General features: G+C 64.1%; 10 protein-coding genes. All 10 read left to right on the top strand.

Annotation, left to right across the window (positions count from 1 at the left end; translation table 11 throughout):
* Position 1: 1 nt before the first annotated feature.
* The 10 genes from U1E26_03710 to amrS all read left to right on the top strand — a co-directional run bounded on the left by U1E26_03710 (position 2) and on the right by amrS (position 14,038).
* Positions 2 to 937 carry a thiamine pyrophosphate-dependent enzyme gene (locus U1E26_03710; GenBank protein ID MDZ4168747.1) on the top strand — a complete coding sequence of 312 codons (936 nt, stop codon included), beginning with the start codon at positions 2 to 4 and terminating at the stop codon, positions 935 to 937.
* 215 nt (positions 938 to 1,152) lie between these two features.
* Complete coding sequence (locus U1E26_03705; protein MDZ4168746.1) at positions 1,153 to 3,714, top strand: HD domain-containing protein; 2,562 nt, start codon at positions 1,153 to 1,155, stop codon at positions 3,712 to 3,714.
* Between the two features lie 121 nt (positions 3,715 to 3,835).
* On the top strand, positions 3,836 to 5,101 hold the full coding sequence (locus U1E26_03700) for an aspartate kinase (GenBank protein MDZ4168745.1): 1,266 nt from the start codon (positions 3,836 to 3,838) through the stop codon (positions 5,099 to 5,101).
* Positions 5,098 to 6,123: an aspartate-semialdehyde dehydrogenase gene (locus U1E26_03695; GenBank protein MDZ4168744.1), complete on the top strand. Its 1,026-nt coding sequence runs from the start codon at positions 5,098 to 5,100 to the stop codon at positions 6,121 to 6,123. Before U1E26_03700 ends, U1E26_03695 begins: the two co-directional genes overlap by 4 nt.
* A gap of 31 nt (positions 6,124 to 6,154) precedes the next feature.
* Positions 6,155 to 6,841, top strand: coding sequence for a response regulator transcription factor (locus tag U1E26_03690; protein ID MDZ4168743.1), 687 nt, complete (start codon positions 6,155 to 6,157; stop codon positions 6,839 to 6,841).
* Positions 6,842 to 8,326, top strand: a complete 1,485-nt coding sequence (locus tag U1E26_03685) for a HAMP domain-containing sensor histidine kinase (protein MDZ4168742.1) — start codon at positions 6,842 to 6,844, stop codon at positions 8,324 to 8,326.
* Positions 8,327 to 8,437: 111 nt separating this feature from the next.
* The gene (locus tag U1E26_03680) at positions 8,438 to 10,519 is read left to right on the top strand and encodes an HD domain-containing protein (protein ID MDZ4168741.1); all 2,082 of its coding nucleotides are present in this window, start codon (positions 8,438 to 8,440) and stop codon (positions 10,517 to 10,519) included.
* 90 nt (positions 10,520 to 10,609) lie between these two features.
* Entirely contained in the window at positions 10,610 to 11,173 is a 564-nt protein-coding gene (locus U1E26_03675) for a QueT transporter family protein (GenBank protein ID MDZ4168740.1), read from the top strand.
* Positions 11,174 to 11,188: 15 nt separating this feature from the next.
* Positions 11,189 to 12,979 (top strand): diguanylate cyclase, encoded by a 1,791-nt coding sequence (locus U1E26_03670; protein ID MDZ4168739.1) that lies wholly within the window; start codon positions 11,189 to 11,191, stop codon positions 12,977 to 12,979.
* Positions 12,980 to 13,018: 39 nt separating this feature from the next.
* Positions 13,019 to 14,038 carry an AmmeMemoRadiSam system radical SAM enzyme gene (amrS, locus tag U1E26_03665; GenBank protein ID MDZ4168738.1) on the top strand — a complete coding sequence of 340 codons (1,020 nt, stop codon included), beginning with the start codon at positions 13,019 to 13,021 and terminating at the stop codon, positions 14,036 to 14,038.
* Positions 14,039 to 14,053 lie beyond the last annotated feature (15 nt).

Genomic DNA, 14,053 nt, shown 5'->3' with positions numbered 1-14,053 from the left:
GATGGCAACACTGAAGGAACTCACCGCCAATCCCGATCGCCTCGCTGGAGGCCACCGCCTCTGCGGAGGCTGTGGCGCCTCGATCGCTGTACGTCAGATCATGCTCGCGGCCGGCGATGTGCCGATGGTCGCAGGCTGTGCCACGGGGTGCCTCGAGGTCTCGACCACGATCTACCCCTACTCGTCGTGGCGGGTGCCGTTCATCCACAATGCGTTCGAGAACTCCGCCGCGACCATCTCGGGCGTCGAAGCTGCCTTCAAGGGCCTGCAACGCGCAGGGAAGATCCCCGCGGACAAGAAGATGAAGTTCATCGCCTTCGGCGGCGACGGCGGGACCTACGACATCGGGCTGCAGTCACTTTCGGGTGCTATGGAGCGCGGGCACGACATGGTGTACGTGTGCTACGACAACGGTGCCTACATGAACACCGGCATCCAGCGCTCCAGCGCTACCCCGCTCGGAGCATGGGCGACGACGGCTGAGGTGGGCAAGGCACAGCAGGGCAAGATCCAGCGTCGCAAGGATCTCACCTCGATCATCGCCGACCATGGTATCCCCTACGCCGCACAGGCTTCGGTCAGCCATTGGAAGGATCTCACGGCGAAGGCCGAGAAGGCGTTCGCGTGCGATGGTGCTGCGTTCATCAATGTGCTTTCGCCGTGTCCGCGCGGATGGCGTACTGCGTCCGGCAAGTCGATCGAACTCGCGAGGGCCGGCGTGCAGACGGGTTTCTGGCCGCTCTTCGAGGTCGAGGACGGCGTGTGGCGACAGACGGTCAAGACACCGACCCTGAAGCCGATTGAGGAGTTCTTGAAGCCGCAGGGCCGCTTCAAGCACCTGTTCGCACCCGGTAATGAGGCGCTGCTCGCTGCAGTCCAGCAGGGAGTGGACGAGTACTATGCGTACATCCAGAAGCGCTGTGCCTGCGAGGGCTGAGTGAATCGTCCGGCCTGAGTGAGATCGTTCATCGGAGTGAACATCGACGGACCCCGGGGCGGCCCGGGGTCCGTTTGTGCGCTATTGTTATGCTGGCAGTGTCGATTAGGCACCACTCGTGCTGCTGCGCAGGCCTAGCACATCAACTACACGACGTATCACTGTCCATTCGGAAGAAGGGGCTATCCGCAGCCATTCAAGCTGCGGGCGGATCGATGAAGCGACGCTCACTGTTCGGTGCGCACCTCTACAATCAGATCGTCTATCCGCTGCTTGCGGCTTCCGTGATCGTCGGAATCGTCGCCACGGTCGTAGCGGTCTACTTCCTCGAGGACCTGACCGACCGATGGGTGAGCGAGGTTGTGACCGCCGGAGTGGAGAGCTTCGCGGAGGGGTACCACAATCACGCCGAGCAGTTGATGCGCGAGACACGACTCGCCGCCGACGACAGGGACCTCGCTTGTGCGGCAGCCGCTGGCGACACTACCGTGACCGCCGGACTTCTGGCCGATCAGGCTGCCGTGCTGGGCGTCGACGGCATCGTGTTGATGGACGCGACCGGGACGCCGGTTGCTTCGACCGGTCGTCTCGGATTGGGCCCCTCTCCCGACGCCAGAGCCACGATCAAGAGCGCGGGTGGGAGCTCACGGAGCCGAGTCGCCGTGTGGGATGTCGGTCAGGAGCACGCGATCGCCGCGCTCCAGCCTGTCAAAGTGAAGGGTCGCATCCACACCCTCGCGGTGATCGAAGCCGTCGATGACCGCTTTATGCGCAGATTGGGAATCACGGACGGGACTGCGTACGGCGTCTACTCGGCGGGCGGCCACAATCTGTCCGCTGCGGTCGGCAACGGCTATGACAAGGTCACGAGCGCCCGCATCCTGGCCGCCATGAGGCGGCCAGCGCCGGAGGTCTTGGGCCTGATCGACGAAACCACGCCCTACGAATCGGCCGAAGGCTCGATTCGCATCGATGGCGAAAGCTATGGAATCGCCGCCACCCAGGTGAACCTTCCGGGCGTCGTGGAAGCTGGCTCCCAGTTCTACGTGGTTGGGTTGCGAGACCGGGGGCTATCCGACGAGACAGGACGAACCACCCGAAACCTGATTGCGATGTGGTCGGTTGTAGCGGTTGCGGCGCTCGTGGGCCTTGGAGGATGGATCGCGCGCCGCGTCGCGGATCCGCTCGTCGAGCTCTCGGATGGTGCGCGGCGCATCGCCGATGGCGACTTCTCCACCAAGGTCGATGTCGCGGGGACCAATGAAGTGGCCGAGCTGGCTGGCAGCTTCAACGACATGACGGACTCGCTCAGGGAACGCTCAGAGTCCCTGACCAAGAAGGTACTTGAGCTGGCAACCCTCTACGAGATGTCTCGAGCGCTTGGCTCCACGCTCGAGATGGACGAGCTTCTCGGTTCGGTGCTGGAGTCGGCGCTCCGAATCTTCGATCTGGATCTTGGATACGTCACACTGCGCGACAAGGAGACGAACCTGTTGTCGGTGAGGGCGGTTCGCGGTGCGGAGGCTGCTGCAGACGGCGCGCTGCGCTCATCGATGTCAGAGTGGGTTGTTCGTGAGGGCCGACCGCTCATCTTCAATCCTGATTCTGGGGACGAAGGTCAGGTAGACGCGGTAACCGGGGCCAAGGCGGCGCTCTGCGTGCCGCTCGTCTCAGCTGAGGGCACGATCGGTTCAGCGGCAATCGGATCGAGCCGCGCGGACTACCGGTTCTCGAGCGATGACGTTCGCCTTCTGTCCACCATCGCGAATCACGTGACCATCGCCATTGGGAATATCGAGCTGTTTTCGAGCCTTCAAGAGGCCTACCTGGCCACGGTGCGTTCACTGGCGGCCGCAGTCGACGCGAAGGACACCTACACGCGGGACCACTCTGACCGCGTCGCGACCTACGCCACGCACATCGCCGAGCATATGGGTCTGAGCCACGATCAGCGCATCGCTTTGGAGATGGCGGCCTACCTCCACGACATCGGCAAGATCGGTGTGCGCGAGGAGATACTGCTCAAGCCCGGACTGCTGGACGACGACGAGATGTGTGAGATGCGCCATCATCCGCTTATCGGCGCGAACATTCTCAAGCCGGTCGCGTTCCCCTGGGCGATCACGCCCGTGGTTCGACACCACCACGAAGCCTTCGACGGCACCGGCTACCCGGCCGGACTTCGGGGCGAGGAGATCCCGCTTCTTGCGCGTATCCTCACCGTAGCCGACAGCTTCGAGGCGATGACCGCTGACCGTCCGTACCGTGCGGGCCGATCCGTCCCCGCGGCGACCGAGGAGCTACGACGTTGCTCGGGCAGCCAGTTCGATCCCAGGATCGTGCTCGCGTTCGAACAGGTCCTCCAGGAAATCGAAGGAACCGAGGACGCACCGCCGATCGCGTCTGACGAGGAGATCGCTCCTGAGGAGGCTCGGGCTATCTTCGCTGCCCTTCTCGACGGAGTGCTGGTCAGTTTCAGGCGGCTGGGAGGTCCGCGGCTGGCGTCCAACGTCGAGCGCGAGGCCGACGCCTACTTCGAATCGGCCGGGATGCCGTTCAGAGTGCTCCGGGGGCGGGTCTCGTTCACCGTCAGTGAAGTCGGCTCACTTGACGAGGAGCTTCCGGTGATGCGCTTGGCGCTGAAGCACACGAATGCGGCGATGAGTCGGGTTTCGGGCAGCACGCTGGTCGAGCATTTCTATGAGGAGGCCTTCGACGGCTTGTCGGTTCGCATGAGGCACTTGGCGGAGGCGCTCAGGCTCCTCGATGACGCCTGATAGAACCGCCGCAGACGTGCTGGCGCCACGAACAGAGACACACTAGACTGGGGAGAAACCTTAACGTCAGGTTCTGCGTTGCTGAAGCTGGCGTTGATCGCGTCTTTCCAGGGGGCGGGTCTTGGCTCTTGTAGTCACGAAATTTGGGGGCACCTCCGTCGGTACGACCGAGCGCATCCGCGCGGTCGCCCAGCGCTTGATCGCGCGCAGGCGGAGCGGGGACAGTGTCGTCGCTGTCGTCTCCGCGATGGGGCAGGTGACTGACGAACTGGTCGCGCTCGCATCTGAGGTGTGCTCGGAGCCGCCGGAGCGCGAGATGGACATGCTGCTGTCCACCGGCGAGCAGGTCTCGATCGCGCTGCTGGCTATGGCGATTCATGCCGGCGGCGAGAACGCCATCTCGTTCACGGGCTCGCAGGTTGGCATCGTCACTGATGCCGTGCACAGCAAGGCCAAGATCACCGAGGTGCGCGCTGACAGGGTCAGACAGGCTCTGGACGAGGGCTACATCGTCATCGTCGCGGGATTCCAAGGCACGACGGCGGATGGGCAGATCACCACGCTTGGGCGCGGCGGATCGGACACGACGGCCGTTGCGGTGGCTGCTGGAGTGGGCGCTGACGTCTGCGAGATATATACCGATGTCGACGGGGTGTTCACGGCGGATCCCCGCATCGTGCCGTCTGCGCGCAAGATAGATGTCATCAGCTACGAGGAGATGCTCGAGATGGCCGCGAGCGGAGCAGGCGTCCTGCAGATGCGCTCGGTCGAGTTCGGCCGCAACCACGGCGTGGTCATCCACTGCCGATCCAGCTTCACCGATGAACCCGGCACCATCGTCAAGGAGGCTGACGAGACCATGGAACAAGCGATCATCTCGGGTGTCACGCACGACACCTCGGAGGCCAAGCTGACGATTCGCGATGTCCCGGACCATCCCGGTGTGGCCGCGAGCGTGTTCGGCAAGCTCGCAGAGGCCAACGTCAATGTCGACATGATCATCCAGAACGTATCCGAGGACGGCACAACCGACATCTCCTTCACCGCTCCGAAAGACGATCTGGCCAAAGCGAAGCGCGCTCTGGCGGAGCTTGTCGCAGAGCTCGGGGCTCGCACGTGGCTCGTTGATGAGGGAATCGCGAAGGTCTCGCTCGTGGGTGCGGGTATGCGGACGCACCCAGGCATCTCAGCCAAGATGTTCGCAACGCTCGCCGATGCCGGAGTGAACATCGACCTCATCTCGACCTCTCCGATACGCATCAGCTGCGTGATCGGGGCGGATCAGGTCGCGACCGCCGTGAACGCGTTGCACACGGCCTTTGGGCTTGCTCAAGACGAGATCACCGCCGAGGTCTCTGTGGCGTGCGGGGGGGAACGAGCGACATGACGTGGACAAAGCCGATGCCACCCTCGCCGGTGGTGGCTGTGGCCGGCGTGACAGGCGCTGTGGGCCGCGAGATGCTCAAGGTGCTTGACCAGCGCGCATTCCCGTCGTCGCGGGTCGTGGCCCTTGCCTCGGCGCGCTCAGCGGGCAAGAAGATTCCGTTTCGCGGCGGCGAACTCATCGTCGAAGAGCTGACGCCCTCGAGTTTCGAGGGCGTCGACATCGCGCTTTTCAGTGCCGGAGCATCGGTGAGCAAGGAGTTTCGTGCGGCCGTCATCGGTGCCGGTGCAGTGATGATCGACAACTCGTCGGCGTTTCGGATGGACGACGACGTCCCGCTCGTGGTGCCCGAGGTGAATCCCGGCGACGTAGGGGGGCACAGGGGAGTCATCGCCAATCCCAACTGCTCCACCATCCAGATGGTGGTGGCGCTCAAGCCGCTTCACGACATCGCTGTGATCAAGCGCGTCGTGGTGGCGACGTATCAGGCGGCCTCGGGCGCTGGTCAGGCCGCCATGGATGAGCTCTACAGCCAAAGCGGGGACTTCCTGCGCGGCCAGGAGATTCACGTTCGCGAGTTCGCGCACCGTATCGCTTTCAACTGCATCCCTCAGATCGATGTGTTCCTCGATGACGGGTCCACCAAGGAAGAGTGGAAGATGGTCGCCGAGACCAAGAAGATCATGGGTGCACCTGAGATCGAGGTGAGCGCCACCTGCGTGCGTGTGCCGGTGCTCCGGTGCCATTCGGAAGCCGTTAACGTCGAGTTCTCCTCGGCCATTTCACTAGAGCAAGCCCGCGCGGCACTGTCGGCGGCACCGGGAATCACGGTGCTGGATGACCCCGCCGCCAAGGAGTATCCGATGCCGGCGATGCTCGAAGGTACTGACGACACCTATGTCGGTCGACTGAGGGTCGATTCGACTGTTGAGCACGGCCTGAGCATGTGGGTGGTCGCTGACCAGCTCAGGAAGGGGGCTGCGCTCAATGCGGTGCAGATCGCGGAGACGCTTCTGAGCTCCTAAGAGCAGGCATGGACAAGGGCAGGAGGCACAGATGGACGAGACCGGATCAAAAGTGCTCGTGGTTGAAGATGATGCGACCATCGCGCGTTTCGTAGAGCTCGAACTGCTGCACGCCGGGTTTCAGGTGATGAAGGTGGGAGAGGGGAACGCAGCGATTCTGGCGGTCGAGGAGTTCGAGCCCGACGTCATCGTGCTTGACCTGATGCTGCCGGGAATCGATGGGCTTCAGATCGCTCGAACTCTGAGGGCTGATGGCGTCGCGACCCCGATACTCATGCTGACCGCACGCTCAGAGACCCAAGACGTCGTCACCGGCTTCGATGCCGGTGCTGATGATTACCTGCGCAAGCCCTTCGAGATTCCCGAGTTGCTCTCGAGGATTCGCGCTTTGCTCAAGCGCGTCGACTCGGACAAGTCCGGGCCCCAGTATCGCTCCGGCAACATCGAGATCGACCCGTCATCTCGGACGGTGCTCGTCGCGGGCGAAGTCGTGAAGTTCACGGCGAAAGAGTACGACCTGCTGGAGTTCTTCGTCACCAACGCGGGCAGGGTTATCAGCCGCGATGAGATTCTCGAGCGCGTGTGGGCAGGGCAGCACTCCACCGACAGCAACGTCATCGAGGTCTTCGTGTGTCACCTGCGCAACAAGATCGGCGATGTGGACAACCAGGTCATCCGGACCATCAGGGGCGTGGGCTACTTCTTCGCGAGGACGTAGATGCGACCCTGGTCACTCAGGGGCTGGCTTCTGTTCGTCTCGGTGTTGTTTGCCGTCCTCGTGGTCGGGGGCGTAGCTCTGACGACGTACGTGATCGTCTCGGATGGCATGCAGTCTGTCGCGGTTGAGACGACCGAGAACGTCGCATCGACTGCTAAGGCGATCGCTCAAGACATCGCCACTGCTGCCGAGACGGACCCGCAGGTGCTCATGTTGGACCCGGACCAGCGTGCGCTCGAGGTGCGCGCACTCATGTCCTCGCGCCTGCCGGAGCGCTTGGCCGCCGCCGGCCTTGCGGGTGCGCGATTCGCGCTGTTCACCGATGACGACAAGCTGCTGTGGGCTTCGACGCCAGAAGCGATCGAGCCCGCGGGCTCGATCGCTCGCGAAGCGGCTATTCTGAGCGGGCTGCCGCGGCGTTCCACAAGCGAACAGGGCGACTTCCTAAGTGGGCTGATCAACAGGGCCGGCCTTGGCGTCACGGTCGTACACGTGCCCATCGAGGTGTCTGATGATCGCGTGGGGGTGCTGGACGTCTCGTACGATCCCGTCATCGAAGAGCGGGTGATCGACCGGATCCGGCTGCCGATGATGGTGCTTGCCCTCTCGGCGATGTTGGTGATGGCGTTTCTCATGCAGACGTCGATGACATGGGTTCTCAATCTGGTCGACGAACTCCGCCGCGCTGCCGATTCGATCGATGCGGGAAGGCTCGATGAGCGGCTACCGGAGCTTGGGGACAATGAGATCGGCGCGCTTGCGCGCTCGATCAACCAGCTGATCGAGCGGCTCGGAAGACGCGCTGAGGCTCAATCGCGGTTCGTGGCCGACGCATCGCACGAGCTTGCCACGCCGGTCGCAGGTATCCGCGGCTACACGAGCATCCTTCGTGCCTGGGGTGCTGATGACCCCAAGGTGCAAGAGGAGTCCATCGATGCGATCGACCGCGAGTCTCGGCGGATGGCCCGACTGACCAGCGACCTGCTGAATCTGCTTCATGCCGACCAGGGTCTGCGTCTGAATACACAGAAGCTCGATCTGAACGCTGTTGCCAGAGACCGGATCGCTGCCACCGCCAGCCGGTTCCTCGATCGGGGTATCGAGTTCGAGGGACCCCTTGAAGAGTCGTTGCTCATGGTGGGCGACCCCGGTCGCATCGAGGACGTGCTGACTATCCTGCTCGACAACGCGGCCAAGTACACGTCTGCGGGCGGCCGCATCGCTCTTATGACCTCACGTCGTCGTGACATGGTGACCATTGTCGTGAGCGACACCGGCAAGGGAATCCCGGCGGAGGACCTGCCGCGTCTGTTCGACCGCTTCTTTCGCAGTGATTCGGCCAGAGCCGCAGGAGAAGGCGGGTTCGGACTGGGGCTTGCGATTGCCAAGAGCCTGCTGGACAACATGAACGGGACGATCGCGGTCGAGAGCGAAATCGGAGTAGGTACCACGTTCCTGATCACGTTGCCCCGCGGTCGAATCTGACCGCGGTCCGCGCGCAAGGAGAAGCGGACGTTGCCCCTCAAGTCGGACTCGGTCTAAGCCGACACTAAGAGCAGTGTTCTGTCCGTGCACGAACGGAAGGGTTGCGCGCGCGTGTCCATCGCAGACAGAAGGATCGTCGCTACGGCATTCGATTCCCCGGACTGGAAGGCATCTGCGGACGCCCTGTTCCAGGCCACGGGAGCGACCGTGTCGGTGATGGACTTCGAGGCATGTGCCCCGCTGTCCGGGGCGGGCCGCTGCAGCTACTGCCTGCTCGCCGCTGACGGGTCGGTCATGACCCCGGCTTCATGTTTTGATGTCTGCCCATCCTCGGACGCCGGTCCCGGTCGCATCGTCTGCCGTGCCGGACTGCCCGTGCTGTACGCGCCACTCGAGCGTGCGGGGACGACGGTGGGACACGTTGCCCTTGCGGGTTTCGTGACCTCGACACGCGAACGGCGCGGTCGGTATGAGTCGCTGCTCGGTCGCGGTTCGAGTGAGGATACGGCGCGGCGCGCCATGAAGTCCCTTCCGGTCTTGGCGCGCCATCAGGCCGAGTCCTTCCTCCTGTTGGCGGTTGCGAGTGCCAAGACCGTGCTCGAGGCCGCCGTCGAGCATGCGGCGGCGACCGAGCGGATCGAGGAGCTTCGGCTCTTCGTTTCAGCGGGTCACCACGTGGTGTCCCACGCTCACTTGGACTCAGGTGCCCTGGGCGAGATCACCGAAGAGGCGGTCGCGCTCGTCGGTGGCGACGCTGGTGCCATTCTGCGACCTCGCGGAGTTGCGCTTGAGGTCATAGCCCGCACGCCCGGATGGCGGGGTGGGTTGGGGGCGACCGTGCCGAGGGCATCCACGGCCTCGGGACGAGCGGCCGAGACGCGGCGCACCGTGGTTGCACCGGGCAACGGCGGTTCCGCAACGCTGGCGATGCCACTCGCCCTTTCTGAGACAGTACTCGGAGTTCTTGAGGTCAGGCTGCCGGCCTCAGCGTATCCCGTCTCTCAGGACCGCATCGCCCGCCTCTCACGCTTCGGACAGTTCATCTCGATCGCTATCGAGCGGGAGGACGAACGGGTCGCCGTCGAGCGAGCCATGGCGGGGTACACACAGCTCAACGGGCTGGCTGCCGCCTTGGGCGGTCAGACCGACATCGCTTCTGTGGCGCAGCTGCTCTTGGGCGTCGTGGAGAAGTCGTTCACGTACGATCTGGCCGGCCTTGTGCTCACCGGATGGGGCGAGGACCGTCTTGAGGTCGCCGTAGGCGGCATGGTGCCCACGGTCGCCCTGGGCGAGGTGCTCTCTCAGGTCTGCGGTCGCCAGATCGAGTCGGAACCGTTCGCGACCGAGCGCTTCGTCACCGTGCACGGTGAGCTCACAGACGGCGAGGACGATGCGGACTGGGCTCTGGCTGTGGCCTCGCTTCGTCACGGGGATCTGGACGTCGGGTATCTCTTCATCGCCCGGATGGACGGGGAGCGCTACGGTGCTCAGGATAACGCGCTGCTCGAGGGTATCGCCGCGCACGGCGGGCCGGCGTTTGGCCGGTCGGCTTTGTTCTCGCGTATCCGCGACGACTACGCCAAGACGATAGCGGCGCTCTCGGTCACCCTTGACCTGGGTGAACACGCCGTGAGCGGTCACTCGGGTCGGGTCATGCAGTACGCGATGGAGATCGGAATCGAGCTTGGGCTTGGACACGAGGCCGTCGAACAGCTGCGATTCGCCGGCCTGCTGCACGATGTGGGCAAGAGCGGTGTGCCCGAGGAGATTCTGCTCAAGCCGAGTCGACTCACCACAGACGAGTTCGAACTTGCGAAGAAGCACGCCGAGATGGGCGCTTCGATCATCGACCAGATCGAGTTCCTCAAATCGCTCGCGCCGATCATCCTTCACCACCACGAGCGGTGGGACGGCAAGGGCTATCCTCAGGGCATCAAGGGCGACGGCATTCCACTGCTTGCGCGCGTTCTGGCCGTCGCTGATGCGTTCGACGCGATGACGAGTGTGCGCACGTACGCGTCCAAACTCACCCTGAAACAGGCGAAGGAGGAGCTGGAAGCGGGGACGGGCACGCAGTTCGATCCGCGTGTCGTCGCGGCCTTCTTCGATGTTTTGGACCGCATGGCCCTGGCAGGTGGCACCGGACTACTGGCCTACAGCGAGGTGTTCGGGAGCCCTGAGCTGCCCGCATAGCGTAGCCTCGTGGCGCACTGCTACAATCCCGTGCACTTGATCGGCGGCCGACAGGGTCTCCGATGAGCGTGCAGGAAGGTCCGAATCTCCTTGACCCGCACCCGCTACGTCGCCCAAGCCGGGGTGATCGCCGCCGTACACGTGACGCTGTCGTTCATCACCATGCAGACGCTGACCGTGTTCTCCTGGGGACCGATCCAGTTCAGGCTCAGCGAGGCTTTCACCGTGATCGCGTGTTTCACGCCCGCCGCGATTCCGGGTCTGACGCTGGGCACCGCCATGGCCAACCTCACGAATCTTACGGTGCTCGGACCGCTGGCACTGCTCGACGTGGTCTTCGGTTCATGCGCCACGGCGATCGGGGCCATGTGGACATGGCGTTTTCGCCAGAAGCGAGCCCTCGCGCTGGCCGGTCCGGTGGTGGCGAACGCCCTGATCGTGCCCGCCTACCTTCCGTGGCTGCTGAAGGGACTGGGTCTGTATCAGATCCCTGCGCTAGGCATCAACCTTGAACAGTCGTGGCTGGGGATGTATCTGTTCGGTGTCGTGGCAGTAGGCGTCGGTGAGGCGTTCGTGGTATACGGTTTGGGGTGGCCGCTTCTTGCCGCGCTGGATCGGCTTGGCCTTCGCGAGGTGCTCAAGCGCGAAGCGTGACCGGGGGAGTAGCGCGTGGTTCACAACCAGCAGGGGACGAATGGGCGGGGTTTCGGCGCGGTGCAGCCGCTGATCATCCACGTCCCGGATCGGTGCAGCGAGTGCTGGGGATGCGCGCGCCACTGCCCTGCACGCGCGATTCGCGTGATAGACGGCCGCACCGAGATCATCGAGGAGCGATGCGTGAAGTGCGGAGCGTGCGTCACCGAATGCGGCAACGGTGCACGCATCATCCGAGACGATCTTGGCCTGGTCCGTGAGCTCCTTGAGGGCGAGACTCCCGTTGTCATGCTTCTGGCCAGCGAGTACATCGCGGCGCTGCATCCGCTCGAGCCCACGCAGGTAGAGGTTTCGCTGTGCGCGCTCGGCTTCGAGCACATCGAGACCACCGTGGTCGGCGAGGAGATCGTCGCCGCGGCGTACGAACAGGTGCACGCTACCGATGCGGTCCATCCTCCTCGGCTGCGTTCGACGTGTCCGGTGGCGGTGGACTGGGTTCGTTTCTTCCACCCTGCGCTCACCGGGGCTCTCGTTCCCTTGGTGCCACCCTACATCGCCCAGTCGCGCGTGATCCGCGACAAGCATCACACAGAGGTGGCCATCGTCTACGCGTCTCCCTGTTGGGCCCGAAAGGACGAAGCGCTTGCAGCTGAATACGTCGACGTTGTGATCGGCTTCGATGAGCTGAGAAAGCTCGTGGCGGAAGGGGCGCACGCCATCAACGACGGCTGCGAGCCCGGGCCGCTTGCGCATCGCAAGGAGCTCTCGGCAACCGACGGGTTCCCGCGCCGCACTCTTCAGAAGAGCAACCTCACGGACCGCGGCGTAGCTGTGGTGCGCGGGCTGAGGGACATAGACCGATTCCTGACGGCAATCAGCCGCGGTGAGGTCTTCCCCGAGGTGGTGGACATGCTGAGCTGCGAGAGCTGCATCGACGGACCGTGTGTCAATGCCGGGGTATCCGTGTTTGCCAAGCGCAACATCGATCTCGCGGAGCGAGAGCGTATGTTGCCTCCGCGGGACGTCTTGAGACTCGACCGCCCGACGGTGGACCTGCGTCGCTCCTTCTCGCCGGATCCTGCGATGAGGGTCGAGCCGAGCGACGCCGAGATCGATCAGGCCCTGGCCGCAGGTGAGTTCTTCACCCGCAACGACGCACTAGACTGCGGCGCCTGCGGCTACGACACCTGTATCGAACACGCAGCCTCCGTCTGCCTCGGCAACTCGTCGTGGGACGCGTGCTTCCCGCTGGCGCGCAGGCGGCTCACGCGCGAGCGCGAGCGTCTCGAGTCCGAGGCGGTCACAGACGACCTCACCGGCCTGTTCAATCGGCGAGCTTTCAACCTGCGCCTTGAGGAAGAAGTCGGTCGCTCCAGGCGATACGGGAACGACCTCGCATTGATCATGCTCGATCTCGACGGCTTCAAGGGCGTGAATGACACGCAAGGTCACGCGGCCGGCGACACGCTGCTGCGTTCGGTCGGGGTGCTGCTGAAGTCGGAGTTGCGCGCTACGGACATCGCCTTCCGTTACGGGGGCGACGAGTTCGCGCTGGTGTTGGCTGCCACCACCGAGTCTGACGCATGGGTCGTGGCGGAGAAGCTACGGACGCTTCTGGGCTCGATGGTCTCGCACACGGAACACGGTATGCGGGTGAGTGCCACAGCATCTCTGGGCGTGGCGGCGTTCGGGCCGTCGATCACGGATCCCCAAGGGTTGCTCTCGGCAGCTGACGCCGCGCTGTATCGCGCGAAACGTCGCGGTCGCAACCGCGTCGAACTGGCGAGTCGGGTACAGACCCACTAGCGAACGGCGCGCGGCCTTCGCGTGTGAAGGGAGGCGACCGTGGGTCACGAAGCTCTTCTGTGGAGGGCGGAGGGTGACCGCGTCCGTTGTCTCCTGTGCCCCAACGCATGCCTCATCGCCGAGGGCGCTTCGGGCGTGTGTGGTGCACGTGGCGTGGTCGCAGGTCGCCTCGAGGCGCTGACGTACGGTCTGGTCAGCTCGATTGCGGCCGATCCCATCGAGAAGAAGCCGGTGTTCCATTTTCACCCGGGCAGCCGGGTGCTGTCAGTGGGTGGCGTTGGCTGCTCGATGCGATGCGGGCACTGTCAGAACTGGCAGATCTCACGGCCCAGAGGCGACGACGGCACCGTGCCGCTATCCTCGCTGGATCCCGAGCGGATACCTGAACTCGCTCGTGCGCAGAGTTGTTCGGGGGTTGCCTGGACCTACAACGAGCCGACGATATGGCCCGAGTTCGTGCTCGACGGTGCACGTGCGGCGAAAGCGGCGGGTCTCTACACGGTCATGGTCACGAACGGCTACGTGACGGCGGAGGGCTTGGATCTGTTCGCCGGACACGTCGATGTCTGGCGCACCGACGTGAAGGGGTACTACGACCAGACCTACCAAGCGCTCTGTCATGTGGGCCATGGTTCGGCCGTTAGAGCCGCAGCCGAGCGCGCTTCTGCCGTGCATGGCATGCACGTGGAGTGCGTCACCAACGTCGTTCCCGGAATCAACGACTCCGATGACGAACTCCGTGCCGTGGCCGCTTGGATCGCCTCCGCTCTCGGTGTCGACACGCCGTGGCACGTGACTCGGTTCGTGCCGTACCTGGAGTTCGCGCATCTGCCGCCGACCCCCGTCGCAGATCTTGAGCGAGCGCGGCGGATCGGTCGCGAGGAGGGACTGTCTTTTGTCTACCTCGGTAACGTGGACGTGGTCGGAGGGGCGGATACGCTCTGCCCCGTCTGCCAGGCCGTGGCCGTGCACCGATCGGGGTTCGCGTGCGATGCATCAGGTCTCGATAGCCGTGGTCGGTGCGTCGCATGCCGGCATGAGTTGCGCATCGTGCGCTGAGCGGGGGTTGGGTAC

Source organism: Coriobacteriia bacterium, assembly GCA_034370385.1.
Classification (GTDB): Bacteria; Actinomycetota; Coriobacteriia; order Anaerosomatales; family PHET01; genus JAXMKZ01.
Note: the sequence above shows the minus strand (reverse complement) of the source record. Positions and strands in the feature narration are given on the sequence as shown.